Annotated in this window: 19 protein-coding genes and 1 other RNA gene; 8 read left to right on the top strand and 12 right to left on the bottom strand. The window is 70.9% G+C overall.

The genetic code is table 11. The features are described 5' to 3' along the window. Nucleotides 1-162: 162 nt before the first annotated feature. The 6 genes from BP68_RS05770 to BP68_RS05745 all read left to right on the top strand — a co-directional run bounded on the left by BP68_RS05770 (nucleotide 163) and on the right by BP68_RS05745 (nucleotide 5,796). Nucleotides 163-360 carry a hypothetical protein gene (locus BP68_RS05770; RefSeq protein WP_496369660.1) on the top strand — a complete coding sequence of 66 codons (198 nt, stop codon included), beginning with the start codon at nucleotides 163-165 and terminating at the stop codon, nucleotides 358-360. 137 nt (nucleotides 361-497) lie between these two features. After that, complete coding sequence (locus BP68_RS05765; RefSeq protein WP_496369659.1) at nucleotides 498-695, top strand: hypothetical protein; 198 nt, start codon at nucleotides 498-500, stop codon at nucleotides 693-695. 26 nt (nucleotides 696-721) lie between these two features. Beyond that, nucleotides 722-2,416: an MBL fold metallo-hydrolase gene (locus tag BP68_RS05760; RefSeq protein ID WP_496369658.1), complete on the top strand. Its 1,695-nt coding sequence runs from the start codon at nucleotides 722-724 to the stop codon at nucleotides 2,414-2,416. Beyond that, entirely contained in the window at nucleotides 2,409-3,179 is a 771-nt protein-coding gene (locus BP68_RS05755; protein ID WP_496369657.1) for an rRNA pseudouridine synthase, read from the top strand. The genes BP68_RS05760 and BP68_RS05755 overlap by 8 nt, the downstream gene beginning before the upstream one ends. 139 nt (nucleotides 3,180-3,318) lie before the next feature. Then, nucleotides 3,319-4,593, top strand: a complete 1,275-nt coding sequence (locus tag BP68_RS05750) for a YjgN family protein (RefSeq protein ID WP_496369656.1) — start codon at nucleotides 3,319-3,321, stop codon at nucleotides 4,591-4,593. 12 nt (nucleotides 4,594-4,605) lie between these two features. Then, nucleotides 4,606-5,796, top strand: a complete 1,191-nt coding sequence (locus tag BP68_RS05745; protein WP_496369655.1) for a M48 family metallopeptidase — start codon at nucleotides 4,606-4,608, stop codon at nucleotides 5,794-5,796. Between the two features lie 27 nt (nucleotides 5,797-5,823). On the opposite strand, the gene rnpB is transcribed toward BP68_RS05745, so the two are convergent. Together rnpB and BP68_RS05735 are read right to left on the bottom strand one after the other, a co-directional pair. Next, nucleotides 5,824-6,163: RNase P RNA component class A (gene rnpB, locus BP68_RS05740), an RNA gene on the bottom strand. A gap of 26 nt (nucleotides 6,164-6,189) precedes the next feature. Next, nucleotides 6,190-6,360, bottom strand: a complete 171-nt coding sequence (locus BP68_RS05735) for a hypothetical protein (protein ID WP_496369654.1) — start codon at nucleotides 6,358-6,360, stop codon at nucleotides 6,190-6,192. 240 nt (nucleotides 6,361-6,600) lie between these two features. Between BP68_RS05735 and cysK the strand changes: the two genes are divergently transcribed. Together cysK and BP68_RS05725 are read left to right on the top strand one after the other, a co-directional pair. Then, nucleotides 6,601-7,518, top strand: a complete 918-nt coding sequence (gene cysK / locus BP68_RS05730) for a cysteine synthase A (protein WP_496369653.1) — start codon at nucleotides 6,601-6,603, stop codon at nucleotides 7,516-7,518. 199 nt (nucleotides 7,519-7,717) lie between these two features. Beyond that, complete coding sequence (locus BP68_RS05725) at nucleotides 7,718-9,499, top strand: NAD(P)/FAD-dependent oxidoreductase (protein ID WP_496369652.1); 1,782 nt, start codon at nucleotides 7,718-7,720, stop codon at nucleotides 9,497-9,499. 10 nt (nucleotides 9,500-9,509) lie between these two features. Here the strand turns inward: BP68_RS05725 and BP68_RS05720 are convergent, their stop codons facing one another. From BP68_RS05720 to BP68_RS05675, 10 genes are all read right to left on the bottom strand, one after another. After that, nucleotides 9,510-9,872: a hypothetical protein gene (locus BP68_RS05720; protein ID WP_496369651.1), complete on the bottom strand. Its 363-nt coding sequence runs from the start codon at nucleotides 9,870-9,872 to the stop codon at nucleotides 9,510-9,512. 124 nt (nucleotides 9,873-9,996) lie between these two features. Next, the gene (htpX, locus tag BP68_RS05715; protein WP_496369650.1) at nucleotides 9,997-10,872 is read right to left on the bottom strand and encodes a protease HtpX; all 876 of its coding nucleotides are present in this window, start codon (nucleotides 10,870-10,872) and stop codon (nucleotides 9,997-9,999) included. Between the two features lie 123 nt (nucleotides 10,873-10,995). Beyond that, nucleotides 10,996-11,763 (bottom strand): DUF3025 domain-containing protein, encoded by a 768-nt coding sequence (locus BP68_RS05710; RefSeq protein WP_496369649.1) that lies wholly within the window; start codon nucleotides 11,761-11,763, stop codon nucleotides 10,996-10,998. Continuing rightward, complete coding sequence (locus BP68_RS05705; RefSeq protein ID WP_496369648.1) at nucleotides 11,760-12,629, bottom strand: NYN domain-containing protein; 870 nt, start codon at nucleotides 12,627-12,629, stop codon at nucleotides 11,760-11,762. Before BP68_RS05705 ends, BP68_RS05710 begins: the two co-directional genes overlap by 4 nt. A gap of 145 nt (nucleotides 12,630-12,774) precedes the next feature. Then, entirely contained in the window at nucleotides 12,775-13,815 is a 1,041-nt protein-coding gene (pyrC, locus tag BP68_RS05700; RefSeq protein ID WP_496369647.1) for a dihydroorotase, read from the bottom strand. 34 nt (nucleotides 13,816-13,849) lie between these two features. After that, nucleotides 13,850-14,044 carry a DUF2905 domain-containing protein gene (locus tag BP68_RS05695; RefSeq protein WP_496369646.1) on the bottom strand — a complete coding sequence of 65 codons (195 nt, stop codon included), beginning with the start codon at nucleotides 14,042-14,044 and terminating at the stop codon, nucleotides 13,850-13,852. Nucleotides 14,045-14,085: 41 nt separating this feature from the next. Further along, on the bottom strand, nucleotides 14,086-14,988 hold the full coding sequence (locus BP68_RS05690; RefSeq protein ID WP_496369645.1) for an ABC transporter permease: 903 nt from the start codon (nucleotides 14,986-14,988) through the stop codon (nucleotides 14,086-14,088). Beyond that, nucleotides 14,985-15,941: an ABC transporter ATP-binding protein gene (locus BP68_RS05685; protein WP_496369644.1), complete on the bottom strand. Its 957-nt coding sequence runs from the start codon at nucleotides 15,939-15,941 to the stop codon at nucleotides 14,985-14,987. The genes BP68_RS05690 and BP68_RS05685 overlap by 4 nt, the downstream gene beginning before the upstream one ends. Next, nucleotides 15,941-17,023 carry an ABC transporter substrate-binding protein gene (locus BP68_RS05680; RefSeq protein WP_496369643.1) on the bottom strand — a complete coding sequence of 361 codons (1,083 nt, stop codon included), beginning with the start codon at nucleotides 17,021-17,023 and terminating at the stop codon, nucleotides 15,941-15,943. Before BP68_RS05680 ends, BP68_RS05685 begins: the two co-directional genes overlap by 1 nt. Nucleotides 17,024-17,119: 96 nt before the next feature. After that, the gene (locus BP68_RS05675; RefSeq protein ID WP_496369642.1) at nucleotides 17,120-18,019 is read right to left on the bottom strand and encodes a TauD/TfdA dioxygenase family protein; all 900 of its coding nucleotides are present in this window, start codon (nucleotides 18,017-18,019) and stop codon (nucleotides 17,120-17,122) included. Nucleotides 18,020-18,051 lie beyond the last annotated feature (32 nt).

The raw sequence follows: 18,051 nt of genomic DNA, 5'->3' as shown, positions 1-18,051 counted from the left end.
CGGACAACCCATGGGAAATCCCCCATGCCCTACACCCGAGGTTTTCGCTCGGATATTGATTTTTATCAGCCTGCCCGCGCGCTGCATGGGGAGCATCCGGGGTTCCCGCCCAGAACGGCGCGCCGGCCCGGGCGGGACAACGATAACGATGACGGAGGTGCTATGACCTTGACGATGGATGTTCTCGACCGGCTCCATGCCGCCGACCTCAATGCCGCCACGGACCTGGTGCAGGAAAGCACCAATCCCGTGGCGCTGATTGAACTGCTGGAGATGCTGTGGAACTGCGGCATCCCGCGCGCGCAGCATCTGCTGGAGCCCCTGCTCCAGCGCCTGCTGCAGCTGCGCCCGACGGACTGAGGCGCCGCAGCCGGTGGCGGGCCGCACACCCGTGCGCCCCCACCGGCTGCGGTGGCCCCGATGTCTGTCGCCGATGCGGTTCGGCCGGCCTGGGCAGGTTGCTGCTTTTCACGCCACCCCACCATAGCGAGGCCCCCATGACCCTGACCGTAGACGTACTCGACCGGCTCCACGCCGAAGACGTGACCACCGCCACCCACCTCGTGCAGCGCAGCGCCGACGGCGCCGCCCTGATCGAGCTGCTGGAAATGCTCTGGAGCCTGGGCATCCCCCGCGCCAAGCGGCTCATCGGCCCGGTGCTCGAGCGCCTGGCCCAACTGCACCCGCAAGACTGAGGGCCGCTCCTGCCGATAATGCGGCGATGCCCCGCCACAGCCAATACATCCACCCCTACCGCGAACCGGTCACCCCCCTGCATGCGGCCACCGTGCTGCTGCTGCGCGACACGCCCCTGCCGGGCGGCGGCAGCGCGCTCGAGGTCTTGATGACGCGCCGCTCGGACAAGGCCAGCTTCGTGCCCGGCGCCTACGTCTTTCCCGGCGGCGGCATCGAGCCGCAGGACGCCGACGCCGCTGCCCACGCCCTGGCGGACCGCCGCCCGGCGCAGGACGCCGCGCGCCTGACCGACGCCATGGCCGCCATCCGCGAGAGCTTCGAGGAGCTGGGCGTGCTGCTGGCGCGCCATGCCGACGGCCGCTGGGCCGGCATGAACGACATCGCGGCGCTGGGCCGCACGGCCCCGCCGGACACCCCGTTCGCCGCCCAGTGCGCGCAGCGCGGCCTGCGGCTGGCCGCCGACGCGGTCTACCTGCTGGCCCACTGGACGGCCGACCGCAACCTGCCCAAGCGCTTTGCCGTGCCCTTTCTCGTGGCGCGCATGCCGGACGGCCAGGAGCCCGTGGCCGACGAGTCCGAACAGTTCGAGCCCGTGTGGGTGCGCCCGGCCGACGCGCTGGCGCGGCACGAGGCCGGCCAGTTCTTCATGATCTTCCCCACCATCCGCACGCTGCAGCGCCTGGCGCAGTTCGAGGGCGTGGATGCGGTGCTGGCCGCCGTCGCGCACGAGCAGCCGCTGTGGGTGAGCAACCCGCGCTCGGGCCTGCTCGCCGGCAAGGAGGTGCGCTACATGGAGCACGAGCCGCCCTTCGGCGAGCTGGCGCTGGTCAGCCCCGCGGGCCGGGGCGAACATGTGCTGGACTGGCAGAGCGAGACGCCCGTGCCCCTGCTCAAGAACCTGCAGCGCCTCACCGCGCCCAACCCCGGCGTGATGACCGGCCCCGGCACCAACAGCTACCTGGTGGGCGACCCGGCCACGGGCTACATCGCCATCGACCCCGGCCCGGCCGACGCCGAGCACCTGGACAAGCTCTGGCGCGCCGCGGGCGGCGACATCCGCATGATCGTGTGCACCCATTCGCACCCCGACCATTCCCCCGGCGCCGCGCCGCTGCAGCAGCTGTGCGTGCGCGCCGGGCGCTCGGCGCCGCCCATCCTGGGCCTGCCCTCGGCCCCCACGGCCCGCGCCGCCAGCCAATTCACGCCCGAGCGGTCGCTACAAAATGGTGAGCTGCTCACGCTGGAGGTACAAGGGCCCGACGGCAAAACAACCCATACCCTGGAGGTGGTGCACACGCCCGGCCACGCGGCCAACCACCTGTGCCTGCTGCTGCGCGAGGACGCCCTGCTGTTCTCGGGCGACCACATCCTCAACGGCAGCACCACGGTGATCGACCCGCCCGACGGCAACATGGCCGACTACCTGGACTCGCTGGACCGGCTGGACGCCCTGTGCGCCGCGCACGGCGTGGAATTCATCCTGCCGGCCCACGGCTACGTGCTGGGCGAGGCGCGCGCCGCCATCGCCCAGCTGAAGGCCCACCGCCTGGCGCGCGAGGCCAAGGTGCTGGCCGCCATGCAGGCCCTGCCCGAGGGCACCATGGAGGACTGGGTGCGCCTGGCCTACGCCGACGTGCCCGAGCGCCTGTGGCCCGTGGCCCAGCGCTCGCTGCTGGCGCATGTCGAGCGCATCCGCATGCTGGAGCCTGGAAATGACTGACATGGATGCGATTCGTCTCTCCAAGCGGCTGGCCGACCAGCAGGGCTGCTCGCGCCGCGAGGCCGAGCTGTACATCGAAGGCGGCTGGGTGCGCGTGGACGGCGCGGTGGTGGAAGCCCCGGGCGCGCGCGTTGCGCCGCAGCAGCAGGTGGAACTGGCCGCCGGCGCGCGGGCGCAGGAGGTGCCGCCGATCACCCTGATCCTGCACAAGCCGGCGGGCTACGAGGCCGGCCTGCTCGGCGCCGCGGGCGACCCGCACGCGGCCCGCAGCCAAGGCCTGCCCGACGCCCTCACGCTGGTGCGGCCGGACAGCCGCCACGCCGAGGGCGGCCCGCCGGTGCGCGTGCTGCAGAGGCACTTCCGCCAGCTGGAATGCTTCACCCCGCTGCCGGCCGAGGCCTGCGGGCTGGTCGTGTACACGCAGGACCGGCGCATGGCGCGCAAGCTCATCGAGGACATCGAGACGCTGGAGCAGGAGTGCATCGTCGAGGTGGCCGGCCAGATCGCCGAGGGCGGGCTGCAGCGGCTGTGCCACGGCCTGACCTTCAACGGGCGCCCGCTGCCGCCCATCAAGGCCAGCTGGCAGAGCGAGCACCGCCTGCGCTTTGCGCTCAAGGGCATCCGCCCGGGCCAGATCCCGTCCATGTGCGAGGCCGTGGGCCTGCGGGTGGTGCAGATCAAGCGCATCCGCATCGGCCGCCTGCCGCTGGCCAAGCTGCCCGAGGGACAGTGGCGCTACCTGCAGCCCTGGGAGCGTTTCTGACGCCTGCGGTGCAATCAAAACAATAGCTACCCGCGCTTGATACACGGGCGCCGGGGCCCTGTTGCACCCTGATACAACGGCCCGGGCGCTGCGCTACACTGCGCGCCAGCACAACACCAAGCCGGGAGAGGGGAAATCCATGGACGCACACACACGGTCCGAACGCGCGCCCGTGCGCACCGGGCTGCGCTCGTCCTTCGAGTCGCAGGACATCGAGGCGCACCGGCTGCGCTTCACGGGCCGCGGCGGCGAGTACTTTCGCGTGTGGATCGTGAACGTGCTGCTAGGCATCGTCACGCTGGGCCTGTACACCCCCTGGGCGCGCCGGCGCACGGCTCAGTATTTCTACGGCCACACGCTGGTGGCGGGCAGCCCGCTGGAGTTCACCGCCCAGCAGCGCCGCATGGTCGTGGGTTTCCTGGTGCTGGTGCTGCTGACGCTGGCCTACCAGCTGGCATCCAACACCGGGCAGGACACAGCGGTCAGCCTGTTCCTGCTGGGCGGCGCGGCCCTGTCGCCGCTGATCTGGGGCAGCGCCCAGCGCTTTCGCATGGCCAACACGCGCTGGCGCGGGCTGCGCCTGCAGTTCACCGCCAACTGGGCCGAGGTCTACCGCGCCAGCTGGCCCTTCTTTGCCATCGCGCTGACGTGGATCGGCGTCTTCCTGGGCGCGCAGGCGCTGGCCCCCGAGCTGTTCGACGGGGTCAAGGACCGCGGCACGCCCGCGCCCGTTAACTGGCCCCTGATGGGCCTGTTGCTGCTGGGCCTGGTGCTCACGGTGCTGTGCGTCATCCGCCTGGAGTTCAACTACCGCAGCCTGCTGGTGCTGCGCTCGCGCATCGGCACCGAGGGCGGGCGCTGGAAGCCCGTGTACATGGACTTCGTGAAGCTCTGGCTGGCCACGCTGCTGGTGTTCGTGGTCTCGGCGCTGGTGCTGACCGCCGTGATCACCGGTCTCTTCGGCGGCTCGCTCATGCTGCTCAAGAACCTGAACTGGAGCACCCCGGGCTCGAGCCTGGGCATGGGTTTCTTTCTGCTGGTCATCCTGGCGGTCATCGTCGCCGTCGTGGTCGTGCTGGTGCTGGCCACGGCGCCGGCGCGCGCCTACCGCGAGGCGGCGCTGTTTCGCCTGACCTGGGACAACATCGGCGTGAGCCACATTGCGCGCTTCAAGTGCAACCTGCGCGTGGGCGCCTACGTGCTGCTGCGGCTGCGCAACATGCTGTTCACCTTCCTCACGCTGGGGTTCTTCCGCCCGTTCGCCCTGGTCAGCGAATACCGCATGAAGCTCGAGTCCGTCACCCTGCACGTCAAGGGCGGCGTGGACCAGGTGGCGGGCCGCCTGGTGCAGCAGCAGCCGGGCGGCATTGGCGACGCGCTGGCCGACGCGGCGGGGCTGGACCTCATCGGCTGACGCCGCGCCGCCATGGCCGCCGCCCCCGACACGCAGGCGCCTGCCGCGCCCCTGGTGCCCGCGCGCTGGTTCGACGGCCTGCGCAGCCAGGCCCGCCCCGTGCTCGTGGGCCTGCGGCCCGCGCCCGGCGGCCCCACGCTGGTGCTGCACACGCTGCAGCAGCCCGGCGCCGCGCCGCGCGCCTTCGCCCACCGCGACGTGGGCTGGCCCGAGGCCTGGAGCCACCGCCGCCCGCAGGAGCGGCTGGCGGTGGACCTGCGGGACGCGGGCAGCCTGGAGATCGACGACGCCCCAGCCTGGCAGGCCGCGCTGGCGGCGGCGGGCCAGCGCCCGGGGCTGGCGCAGCGCATGCAGACGCGCTGGGGCATTCTGGCCACCGTGCTGCTGCTGTCCGTGGTCGGGCTGTTCTTCTTCTACCGCCATGGAACGCCCTGGCTGGCCACGCAGCTCACGCGCCACGTGCCCCTGGCCTGGGAGCTGGCGCTGTCGAACAACGCGCTGCAGCAAATGGACAGCGGCACGCTCAAGCCCAGCAAGCTCGCGCCCGAACGCCAGGCCGAACTGCGCGCGCGCTTCGACGCCCTGCTGGCGCAGAGCCCCGCCCGGCTGCAGCGCTATGACGGCTACGCCCCCCGCTACACGCTGGCGTTCCGCTCGGGCATGGCGCCCAACGCCTTCGCGCTGCCCGGCGGCGCGGTGGTCATGACCGACGCGCTGGTGGAGGCCGCGCAGGAACACCGGCTGGGCGACGACGCGCTGGTCGGCGTGCTGGCGCACGAGATCGGCCATGTGGCGCACCGCCACACCACGCGCATGCTGGTCGAGCAAGGCGTGCTCAACATCGGGCTGGGGTTGGCGCTGGGCGATGTGTCGGGCCTGCTGTCCACCGGCGGCTCGCTGCTCACCGGCCTGGCCTACCGCCGCAACCACGAGCGCGAGGCCGACTGCCACGCCATCGCGCTGATGCAGCACGCGCGCCTGCCCACGGCCCCCATGGGCGCGCTGCTGCAGGCCATCGCGCACGACGGCGACGGCGACGGCAGCGACGGGCACCGCCACAAGGGCCCGAAGGGACCGGGGGAACAGAAGGGGCAGGAGCCGGCGGAGAAGGAAGACCTGTGGTCGCTGCTGAGCAGCCACCCCGACACGGCGGCCCGCGCGCGTGCGCTGCGCGCCGGCCAGGCGCCGCACTGCGCCCGCTGAAGAGCGGCGCGTGCGGCGATGAAAAAAGTGTGAAGCGCGCCGATAAGCCGGATTCTGTGCATGCGGTTGCCCGCATGTGACCGCCATTACTCTGGGCCGGGTGTCGCCACCACGGCTCGATGCTACCTACCCGCCAGCTCCGCGGAACCACGTCAACGCTGGCCTACTTGGTATTGCTGCGCGTAGAGATTGCCCGTTTCACCCCCAGTGGTCTGCCTTCGCAGGCACTCCCCCGGGACTCGTCTCTGTTGCTCTGATCCTCACCTCACGGTGGGCAGCCGTTAGCTGCTACGCTGTCCTGTGCAGTCCGGACGTTCCTCCAGTGCGGTCTTTCGACACTTGCACCAGCGGCGGTCTGGCGTGCTTCACGGCGTGATTATCCGCCCTGGCGCCTCACTGCGCGGGCAGCAGCTTGAAAATGTTGTAGGCGATGAGCAGCAGCGCCCCCACGATGCCCAGCATCATCAGCGCCGGCCCCCAGCGCGACTCGCGCGCGGAAAAGCCGATGAGCATCAGCGCGCAACTCGCGGTGAGCATGAGCATGGTGGATTGCAGCAGGGTCATGGCGCAGGCATGGGAGTGGCAATGCGACCATTGTCCTTCGCTTGTCCCGCGCACGGGCCGCAACCGCATGCCAGTGCGCCGACATTCTTGACGCAAGTCAATTGGCCGGCGCACCGCCCGAGCGCCAGCGGGCACATATCCATGGCGGAATATCGATATCGCGGCACGGCGGAACAACTCCCCCACAATGGGCGGCCTCACCCGCCTCACCGGATTCCCACCACTCTTCCTGGAGACAGCATGCGAGTCGACAACATCCTGCACACCATCGGCAACACGCCCCACATCCGCATCAACCGCCTGTTCGGCGCCGGCGCCAACGTGTGGGTGAAGTCCGAGCGCGGCAACCCCGGCGGCTCCATCAAGGACCGCATCGCGCTGGCCATGGTCGAGGCGGCCGAGCACAGCGGCGCGCTGAAGCCCGGCGGCACCATCATCGAGCCCACCTCGGGCAACACCGGCATTGGCCTGGCGCTGGTGGCGGCCGTCAAGGGCTACAAGCTGATCCTGGTGATGCCCGACAGCATGTCCGTCGAGCGCCGCCGCCTGATGCTGGCCTACGGCGCGACGTTCGACCTGACGCCACGCGAAAAGGGCATGAAGGGCGCCATCGCCCGCGCCCAGGAGCTGGTGGACGGCACGCCCGGCAGCTGGATGCCCCAGCAGTTCGAGAACCCCGCCAACGTGGACGTGCACGTGCGCACCACGGCCCAGGAGATCGCGGCCGACTTCCCCGAAGGCCTGGATGCGCTGATCACCGGCGTGGGCACGGGCGGCCACATCACGGGCGTGGCGCGCGTGCTCAAGGCCTGCTTCCCGCAGCTCAAGGTCTTTGCCGTGGAGCCCACGGCCTCGCCCGTGCTCTCCGGTGGCCAGCCCGCGCCCCACCCCATCCAGGGCATTGGCGCCGGCTTCGTCCCCAAGATCATGGACACCAGCCTGCTGGACGGCGTGATCCAGGTCGACGCCGAGCCCGCCCGCGAGTACGCCCGCCGCGCCGCGCGCGAAGAGGGCCTGCTGGTGGGCATCTCGTCGGGCGCCACGCTGGCCGCCATCGCCCAGAAGCTGCCCGACCTGCCCGCGGGCGCGCGCGTGCTGGGCTTCAACTACGACACGGGCGAGCGCTACCTGTCGGTCGAGGGTTTCCTGCCGGCCTGAGCCCGCACACCCCCGTCCCCCACCGGGCCCCGCAAGGGGCCTTTTTCATGCCAAAACGGCAGTTTGCTCTTATCCAACAAGCGCCAATAGCTATATATTTAATAGCAAACAAAGACCCACCACGTCAGCCGGCGGGCCGCTCCCTTATCATCGCCCTCCCTTTGGCACCGCACGCCCGATCGCCACGGGCCCGCACCGCATGATCCGCCTGTCCGAAATCAAGCTGCCGCTGGCAGCCCTGCCCGCCGGCGCCTACGACGCCGACACCCACCCCGACGCCCTGCTGCGCGCCCAGGCCGCCCAGGCGCTGGGCCTGCCCGAATCCACCATCGTCGCCGTGCATGTGCATAAGCGCAGCTTCGACGCACGCAAGGCCGAGCTGCTGGCCGTGTACATCCTCGACATCCAGCTCGCCGAGCCCGACCAGGCGCCGGCGCTGCTGGCACGCCACGCCGGCCATCCGCACATCCACGCCACGCCCGACATGGCCTGGCGCCCCGTGGGCCGCGCGCCCGCCGCGCCGGCGCTGCGCCCGGTGGTGGTGGGCTTCGGGCCCTGCGGCATCTTCGCGGCGCTGGTGCTGGCGCAGATGGGCTTTCGCCCCATCGTGCTGGAGCGCGGCAAGCCCGTGCGCGAGCGCACCCGGGATACCTGGGGCCTGTGGCGCAAGCGCACGCTGAACCCCGAGTCGAACGTGCAGTTCGGCGAAGGCGGCGCAGGCACCTTCAGCGACGGCAAGCTCTACAGCCAGATCAAGGACCCGCGCCACCTGGGCCGCAAGGTGATGGAGGAATTCGTCGCCGCCGGCGCCCCGCCCGAGATCCTGTACGTGGCCCACCCGCACATCGGCACCTTCAAGCTGGTGAAAGTGGTCGAGTCGCTGCGCCAGCAGATCATCGACCTGGGCGGCGAGGTGCGCTTCGAGCAGCGCGTGGACGACGTGATCGTCGAGCCAGACGCCGCCGGCCGGCGCCACCTGCGCGGCCTGCGCGTGCGCGACCTGGCCAGCGGCGCCACCGAGGAGCTGCGGGCCGACCATGTGGTCATGGCCCTGGGCCACAGCGCGCGCGACAGCTTCGCCATGCTGCACGGCCACGGCGTGGCCATGGAGGCCAAGCCGTTCTCGGTGGGCGTGCGCATCGAGCACCCGCAAAGCGTGATCGACCGCGCGCGCTGGGGCAAGCATGCGGGCCACCCGCTGCTGGGCGCGGCCGACTACAAGCTGGTGCACCACGCCGGCAGCGGCCGCACCGTCTACAGCTTCTGCATGTGCCCCGGCGGCACCGTGGTGGCCGCCACCAGCGAGCCCGGGCGCGTGGTGACCAACGGCATGAGCCAGTATTCGCGCGCCGAGCGCAACGCCAACGCCGGCATGGTGGTGGGCGTGGACCCGCAGGACTTCCCGCACGACCCTGCCGCGTTCGAGGCCCAGCTCGGCGCCACGCATGGCGTGGAGGCACTGGCCGCCGGCCAGGCGCACCCGCTGGCCGGCATCGTGCTGCAGCGCCAGCTGGAGTCGCACGCCTGGCAGCTGGGCGGCGGCAGCTACAACGCGCCGGCCCAACTGGTAGGCGACTTTCTCGCGCGCCGCGCCTCCCAGGCGCTGGGCGACGTGCAGCCCTCCTACAAGCCAGGCGTCACGCTGGTCAGCATGGACGAGGCCCTGCCCCCCTACGCCACCGAGGCCATGCGCGAGGCCCTGCCCGCCTTCGGCCGCAAGATCCGCGGCTACGACATGCACGACGCGGTGCTGACGGGCGTGGAGACGCGCACCTCGTCACCGCTGCGCATCGGCCGCGGCGACGATTTCCAGAGCCTGAACACCGCGGGGCTGTACCCCGCGGGCGAGGGCGCGGGCTATGCGGGCGGCATCCTCTCGGCCGGCGTGGACGGCGTCAAGGTCGGCGAGGCCGTGGCCTGCGCCCTCCTGGGCCTGCCGCTGCCGTCGTCGGGCACGCGCGGCTCGGGCGGCGCGGCCTGAGCGCCAGGACTCAGCGCGGGCCCCAGCGCCCGCCGTGCTGCTGCCAGCCCCGCGGCCCATGGTCCCAGCGGGGTGGATACCAGACATGGCCGTGCCGCGGCGGCATGGCCCAGTGGCCCGGCGTCCAGGCATAGCGCGCCCCGCCCCAGCCCCAGTAGCCATTGATCCACACATGCACCGGCGACGGCGCGATGGGGATCACCTCGGCCTGCAGCGGCGGCGGCGCCATGGGTGCGTACACCACCTCCCCCGCGGGGGCGACCGGATAGGCCGGCGCCACCACGCAGCCGGTCAACACCAGGCCGGCGGCGGCCAGGGCCACGGCCGGCAGCCTGCGCCGCAGGCCCACGGCAAAAGTCGATGTGAGGATCACGATGCTCTCCTTGCACTTCTGACGGTCATGTTCCCACAACGAAAAAGCCCCTGTCGGCTGTTGACAGGGGCTTGTAGCGGGGCGGTAAAGATGTGCCGCCAGACGTAGCGCCGCAGCGCGCCGTTCACTGCTGCGCGTTCTGCAGCGCGGCCACGCGTTCCTCGATAGGCGGGTGCGAGCTGAACAGCTTGCCGATGCCGCCCGCGATGCCCATGGCCTGCATGCTCTGCGGCAGCGCACCGGGATGCATGCCGCCCAGGCGGTACAGCGCATTGATCATGGGCTGCTTGCGGCCCATGAGCTGGGCGGCGCCGGCGTCGGCGCGGAACTCGCGCTGGCGCGAGAACCAGGCCACGATGATGGCCGCCAGGAAGCCCAGCACGATGTCGAGCACGATGGTGGTGACCATGTAGCCGATGCCGGGGCCGGAGCTGTTCTCGTCGTTCTTGCGCAGGAAGCTGTCCACCGCGTAGCCGATCACGCGCGACAGGAACACCACGAAGGTGTTCATCACGCCCTGGATCAGGGCCATGGTGACCATGTCGCCGTTGGCCACGTGGGCCACCTCGTGGCCGATCACGGCCTCGACCTCCTCGCGGGTCATGCCCTGCAGCAGGCCGGTGGACACGGCCACCAGGGCAGAGTTCTTGAACGCGCCCGTGGCGAAGGCGTTGGGCTCGCCCTCGTAGATGCCGACCTCGGGCATCTGGATGCCGGCCTTCTCGGAGAACTGGCGCACCGTCTCCACGATCCAGGCCTCGTCGCCGTTGCGCGGCGCGTTGATGATCGTGACGCCCATGCTCATCTTGGCGATGGGCTTGCTCATCAAGAGCGAAATGATCGCGCCGCCAAAGCCCATGATGAAGGCGAAGCCCAGCAGCGCGCCCAGGTTCAGGCCATTGGAGGTGAGGTAGCGGTTCACGCCCAGCAGGCTGGCGACGATGCCCAGCACCACCACGACGGCGACGTTGGTCAGCAAAAAGAGCGCAATGCGTTTCATCGATGGCTTCTCCGAACAAAGAGACTGGTGTGCCCGCTCCCACGCGGGCAAAAAACAATGTAGGGGTGGTACGCGACGCTTCAAGCCGCGTGGGCAGCCATGGGCGCGCCTGTTGTTGTGGGTCTATGCGGCGCGCGCGCTGCGGAAAACGAGAGAGTCATCATAGAAGCAAAAGTTCTCGTTTTCGGGGCACCAGCCCGGCACACCCAGAACCGGCAGGGGATTGAAGGGCTTGGCCGCGAACCGCTCCGCGGTCAGCTCGGCCGCCAGGGCGGCATCCGCACTTGCTATTGAATTAATAGCTATTGACGCTTGATAGACATGCGCCGTGATCGATTTTCGTGGTGATACCAGCTTTTCCATCAGGGCATGGCCAATGAGCAGCAGCCGCGCCTGCCGCCACAGCGGGCGCAGCTCCACGCACAGCCGATGCCACTGGCGCGCGGCCAGGGCCTGGTGCAGCGCGGGCGGCGCCAGCAGCACGGCGCCGTTCTCGTCGAACACGGTGATGGCATCACGCAGCGGCCCGCGCACCGCGCCCACGCCGTCGGCCGCGATGGCTCCGGCCTGCCACTGGTTGAGGCGGCGCTTGGTGGCCGGGTAGTGCAACCAGACCAGGCCGTTGAAAAAGTCGTGCAGGTTGTCGCGCGTGGGCACGCGGCCTTCGGCGTGGATGAACTGCTCATAGGCCACGCCCTGCGGCAGCGCCTGCTGGTGCACGAAGCGCACGCCGGGCGATGGGGCCGCGCCCTCGTCCACCAGCGCGTTGAGCGCATCGGCCACGCTGGCACCGGCCAGCGCCCGCACGGCCGCCCGGTGCCCCGCGGCCGCCAGCGGCGCGAGCCAGGGGCTGCGCCAGTCGATGGCGGCCAGGGCCTGCGCGCCGCTCACGCCGCAGCGGGCCCGCCGCCCGGCGCGGCGTGCTGCCGCGCCGCGCGCTTGTCGCGCACGGCCACGCGGGAGGTGCCCTCGTCCCGGAACTCGAAGGCCTGGGTGGCCGCCAGCAGCTTGGACAGCGAGGCATAGCCGTAGTTGCGCGCGTCGAACGAAGTCTTGTTGCCGATCTGCGTGCCCACCGCGCCCACGCGGGCCCAGCCGGTCTCGTCCTCGGACGCATGGACCGCATAGCGCAGCAGGCTCATGAGCCGCGTGTCCTGGCGCAGTTGGGCCGTGGGCACGCGCAGCGTGGCCGGGCTCTGCGGCACGCCCGGCGCGGGCACGTCCTCGGACTTGCCGGCGGTGGCGGCGCACACCGGCTCCGCCTTGCCGTTGGCGGGCGCAACGGGCGCGGCGGCGGCATCGGCCTCTTCGTCGCTCACCAGCGACTCCAGGTACAGGAAGCGCGAGCAGGCGTTCACGAAGGGCTTGGGCGTCTGCGCGGCGCCAAAGCCGTACACGGCCGAGCCCTTGGCCCGCAGGTGCATGACCAGGGGCGTGAAGTCGGCGTCCGACGAGACGATGCCGAACGCGTCGGGCCGCTCGGAATAGAGCAGCTCCATGGCGTCCACCGTCATGGCCATGTCGGTGGCGTTCTTGCGCCGCGAATAGTCGAACTGCTGGATGGGCCGGATGGCGAACTCCAGCAGCCGCTCCTGCCAGCCGCCCAGGCCGGACTTGGTCCAGTTGCCGTAGGCCCGCCGCACGTTGATCTCGCCCAGCGTGGACAGCTCGGTGAGGATCTCGTCGATCTTCTCGGCCGGCGCGTTGTCCGCGTCGATCAGCAGGGCAATGCGCAGCTGGCGTTCAGGCACAGGCATGGGTGGCTCCGTTCAAAACTGGCGCAAGCCAAGCGAGGGCCGCCGCGCAAGGGCCGCCCCGCCGCGCCGGCGGCGTCCCCCTGCCCGCATCGCGCAGCAGTGCGAGAGCGGGGGGAAGGCGCGCAGCGCCTCAGGAGGGTGTCGCTCATACCAGGCGCCAGGGCAGCGCCTCGCCGGAGCGCAGGGGCTTGAGCTCGGCCTCGCCGAAGGGGAAGCTGTCGGGCGGCGTCCACGACTCGCGGCGCAGCGTGATCGTGCCCTGGTTGCGCGGCAGGCCGTAGAAGGCCGGGCCGTGCAGGCTTGCGAAGCCCTCCAGACGGTCCAGCGCGCCGGCGTTGTCGAACGCCTCGGCATACATCTCGATGGCGGCATGCGCCGTGTAGCAGCCGGCGCAGCCGCTGGCATGCTCCTTGAGGTGCGCGGGGTGCGGCGCGCTGTCGGTGCCCAGGAAGAACTTGTCGCTGCCGCTGGTCGCGGCCTCGACCAGCGCCACCCGGTGCGTCTCACGCTTGAGCACGGGCAGGCAGTAGTAATGCGGGCGGATGCCGCCCGTGAAGATGGCGTTGCGGTTGTACAGCAGGTGGTGCGCGGTGATGGTGGCCGCCGTGAAGCGGTCGGCCTCCTGCACGTACTGCGCCGCGTCCTTGGTGGTGATGTGCTCGAAGACGATCTTCAGCTCGGGGAAGTCGCGGCGCAGCGGGATGAGCTGCTGGTCGATGAACGCGGCCTCGCGGTCGAACAGGTCGATGTCGCTGCTCGTCACCTCGCCGTGCACCAGCAGCAGCAGGCCGGCCTTCTGCATGGCCTCAAGCGTCTTATAGGTCTTGCGCAGGTCGGTCACGCCCGCGTCGCTGTTGGTGGTGGCGCCGGCCGGGTAGAGCTTGGCGGCGACCACGCCCGCGTCCTTGGCGCGCGCGATCTCGTCGGGCGGCAGGTTGTCGGTCAGGTACAGCGTCATCAGGGGCTCGAACTGCATGCCCGCGGGCACGGCGGCCAGGATGCGCTCCTTGTAGGCCAGCGCCTGCTGCGCGGTGGTCACGGGCGGGCGCAGGTTGGGCATGATGATGGCGCGGCCGAACTGCGCGGCCGTGTGCGGCACGACGGTGTGCAGGGGCTCCCCGTCGCGCACATGCAGGTGCCAGTCGTCAGGGCGGATGATGGTGAGGGTGTCGGGTGCGGCGGTCATGCCGCCATTGTCCCACCCGCCGCCGGCCCGCCCCTCACGCCCACTTGAGCAGCAGGCCCAGCAGAAAGCTCAGCAGCACGGTGCTGGCGAGCGGAATGAACCACTCGCGCCCGAACAGCCGAAAGTGGAAGTCCCCCGGCAGCCGCCCCAGCCCCAGGCGCCTGAGCCAGGGCGTGAGCCCGTTGATGAGCACCAGGGCCAAAAAGACGACGATGAGCCAGCGCAGCATGGGGCGAGTGTAGGGCGTCCCGGCGCGCCGCACGGCAAACGTCAGCGCTGCACGCCCCAGCGCCGCACCGTCAGGCGCTCCAGCGTGTGAAAGCCCAGGTTCTCCACCAGCAGGCCGATGGCGATCACCATGGCCAGGCCGGCGAAGACCTTGTCGGTGTACAGCTCGTTGCGGTTCTGGAAGATGTACCAGCCCAGGCCGCCCCGGCCCGAGGACGCGCCGAACACCAGTTCGGCCGCGATCAGCGTACGCCACGCAAAGGCCCAGCCGATCCGCAGCCCCGACAGGATGGACGGCAGCGCCGCGGGCACCAGCAGCTGCAGCACGTAGCGCAGGCCCGTCAGGCCATAGTTGCGCCCGGCCATGCGCAGCGTGTCGGGCACGCCCTGGAAGCCCGCGTAGGTGGCCAGCGCCAGGGGCCACAGCACGGAATGCACCAGCACGAAGACCAGGCTGCCCTGCCCCAGGCCGAACCACAGTAGCGCCAGGGGCAGCAGGGCAATGGCCGGCAGCGGGTTGAACATGGCCGTGAGGGTGGACAGCAGGTCGCGCCCCAACTGCGTGGACACGGCCAGCGTGGTGAGCACGAACGCCCCCGCGATTCCCGCCAGGTAACCCTTGAGCAGCACGGCCAGCGACAGCGCCGTCTTGTGCAGCAGCTCGCCCGAGGCCACGCCCTCGCCCAGGGCGCGTGCGGTCTGCACGAAGGTGGGCAGCAGCAGGTCGTTGTCCTGCCAGCGCGCGGCACCTTCCCACAGCAGCGCCAGCACGGCAAGGATGAGCGCCTTGCGCACGGCGGCCTGCTGCCAGACGCGCGCCGCCAGCGGCAGCGGCTGCGCCGCGGCCACGCCGGCCAGGGGCTCCAGGGGGCGCAGCACCTCGGCGCGCACGGGGGGCTGCAGCGCCGCGGCCGCGGCGTGCAAGGGGGTGGACTGGCTGCTCATACGGAAATGCGAAACGGTAAATGGGGAGGCACGGGCGCGCCGTCGCGGCGCCCGGGCAGCAGCGTGGCGGCATCGGCCTGAACCGAGCCCGGCGCGCCCGCCGCCGGCTCGTCGAACAGCAGCCGGTGCACGCGCTGCGCCGTGGCCTGGAACGCGGCGCCGCCCACGCTGTGCAGGCCGAACTGGTGGCAGTTGATCTCGGCCCGCAGGCGCCCCGGGTGCGGCGACAGAATGGCGATGCGGTTGCCCACCACCAGCGCCTCCTCGATGGAATGGGTGACGAAGACCAGCGTGAAGCGCAGCTCGTCCCACAGCGCCAGCAGCTCCTCCTGCATGCGCCGGCGCGTGAGCGCATCCAGCGCCGCGAACGGTTCGTCCATGAGCAGCACCTGGGGCTGCATGGCCAGCGCCCGCGCAATGGCCACGCGCTGCTTCATGCCGCCCGAAAGCTGGTGCGGGTGCACGTCGGCGAACTGCGCCAGCCCCACCTTTTCCAGGTACTGGGCAGCGCGCTCGGCGGCCTCGGCGCGGGTGGCGCGGCGCGCGGCCAGCAGTGGGAACATGACGTTTTCGCGCACGGTCTTCCAGGGCGGCAGCTGGTCGAACTCCTGGAACACCGCCACCCGGTCGGGCCCCGGCCCGGCCACGGGCCGCCTCTGCAGCCGGATCTGCCCCTCGGTGGGCGCGATGAAGCCGCCGATGGTCTTGAGCAGCGTGGACTTGCCGCAGCCCGACGCGCCCAGCAGCACGTAGCGGTCGCCCGCATGCACGTCGAAGGACACGCGGTGCGTGGCGCGCACCACGCGCTCGCGCGTGCGGTAGTCGATGCTCACACCATCGACCTGCAGCAGGGGTGCAGCATGCGGCGCCACTGCGGGATCGGCAACGGCCCCGCCGGGCAGGGCCGCCTGTGCCGGCCCGCCGTCCAGCTCGCCGTTCAGCGCGGCGCGCATCAGCTACCTCCCGCGATGCGCGGGTCCTCGAAGAAATACTCCTTGAGCGTCTCGGGCCGGGTCTTGATCGCGCCCACGCGGTGCAGGAACTGGCCCAGGCCCAGGGTGTTTTGCGGCCGGATCTGGAACTGCACCTCGGGGTTGCGGATGATCTGCAGCAGCAGCTGGCGGTCGGTGTGGCCGCCGCTGGCCTTGAGGTAGATGTCGGCCGCCTTCTCGGGCTGGGCGGCGATGAAGCGGGCCGCCTCGTCGAGCGCGTCCAGGAAGGCCTTGTAGGTCTTGGGGCTCTCGCTCCGGAATTTCTCGGTGGCGTACAGCACCGTGGCCGATGCGGGGCCGCCCTGCACGTCGTAGGACTTGAGCACGATGCGCGCGCCTGGGTTGCCGGCCAGCTCCTGCTCCTGGAACGGCGGGTTGCCGAAGTGGGCCGTTATCTCGGTGCCGCCCTTGATGATGGCCGCGGCCGCGTCGGGGTGCGGCAGCGCCACCTGGAGCCGGTCCAGGCGGTTGAACTCCTTGTCGCCCCACAGCTGGGCCGAGGCCAGCTGCAGGATGCGCGACTGCACCGACACGCCCACGGCCGGCAGCGCGATGCGGTCCTTGTCGGTGAAGTCGGCGATCGTCCTGACGGCCGGGTTGTTGCTCACCAGGTAGTACGGGAAGTTGCCCAGCGAGGCCACGCCCTTGACGTTCTGCCGGCCCTTGGTGCGGTCCCACAGCGTGAACAGGGGGCCGACGCCGGCGCCCGCGATGTCGATGTTGCCGGCCAGCAGCGCGTCGTTGATCACCGGGCCGCCCGAGAGCTTGACGAACTCCACCTGGATGTCCACACCCGCGGCCTTGCCGTGCTTTTCGATGAGCTTCTGGTCCTGCGCCACGTTGAGCAGCAGGTAGACGATGCCGAACTGCTGCGCGATGCGCAGCTGCCCCTCGGCCGCCTGCGCCGCGCGCTGCGTGCCCAGCCCCGCCAGCAGCAGGCCGGCGGCGGCGCACAGGGCGGCGGTGCGGCGGGCAAGGCGGCGCGCCGGGCGCGGCGCGGTCGGGTGCGCTGAAGAGGCAGGGGGCACGGAGACGGGAGGCATGGCAACGGTTCCTTTTTTTTGGCAAAAACAGGCCCTGGCGCTTATGCAATAAGCGCCAACAGCTATCAAATAATGAGTAACGGAAGACGAAGGGGGTCAGTAGGGCGCGTCGCCCTCCACCGTGGTGCGGTAGAGCTTGCGGCGCTCGGTATCGGGCGTGCCCGCCGCCAGGTGCAGCAGCGCGCGGTTGTCCCAGAACACGAGGTCGTGCGGCCGCCACTGGTGGCGGTAGACGAACGCGGGGCGCACGCTGGCGGCGAACAGCTCCTGCAGCAGCGCCCGGCTTTCGTCCTCGGGCAGGTCCAGGATGCGCGTGGTGAAGTGCTCGCTGACGAACAGCGCCTTGCGCCCCGTGGCCGGGTGGGTGCGCACCACGGGGTGCACGGCGGGCGCCACCTCGGCGATCTGCTGCGGCGTGAGCCGGGGGCGCCAGGGGTTGCGCTGGCGCAGCTCGTCGTAGCGCGCCAGGTAGCTGTGCTCGGCCCGCAGGGTGGCGATGCGCGCCTTGGTGGCCTGGGGCAGTGCGTCGTAGGCGGCGTGCTGGTCGGCGAACAGGGTGTCGCCGCCCAGGTTCGGCAGCTCCTGCGCGTGCAGCAGCGAGCCCAGGCTGGGCCGCTCCTTGTACGACAGGTCGGAATGCCAGAACGAGCCGGCGTCGCCCAGGCCGATGGGTTCGCCCTGCGCGTCGCGGATGTTGGAGACCACCAGCACCTCGGGGTGGCCCGGCAGCTGGAACTTGCGCTGCACATGGATCTGCAGCGGCCCGAAGCGGCGGCTGAACGCCACCTGCTGCGCCGGGGTGATGCGCTGGTCGCGAAACACCAGCACCAGATGCTCCCAGTGCGCGCGCAGCAGGCGGCCGAAGTCCGCCTCGCTCAGCGGCTGGCCCAGGTCCAGCCCCAGCACCTCGGCCCCGAACGGGCCGGGCAGGCGGCGGATTTCAAAGGGGGACGGGCTCTGGGGCGACAGGCCCGGATCGGTCGGTACAGCGGACATCGCTACAGCTCCTGCGGGGGTGTTTGTTACAA

The organism is Diaphorobacter oryzae DSM 22780, from assembly GCF_059568935.1.
The sequence above is the reverse complement of the archived record's forward strand: the minus strand, read 5'-3'. Positions and strand labels throughout refer to the sequence as shown.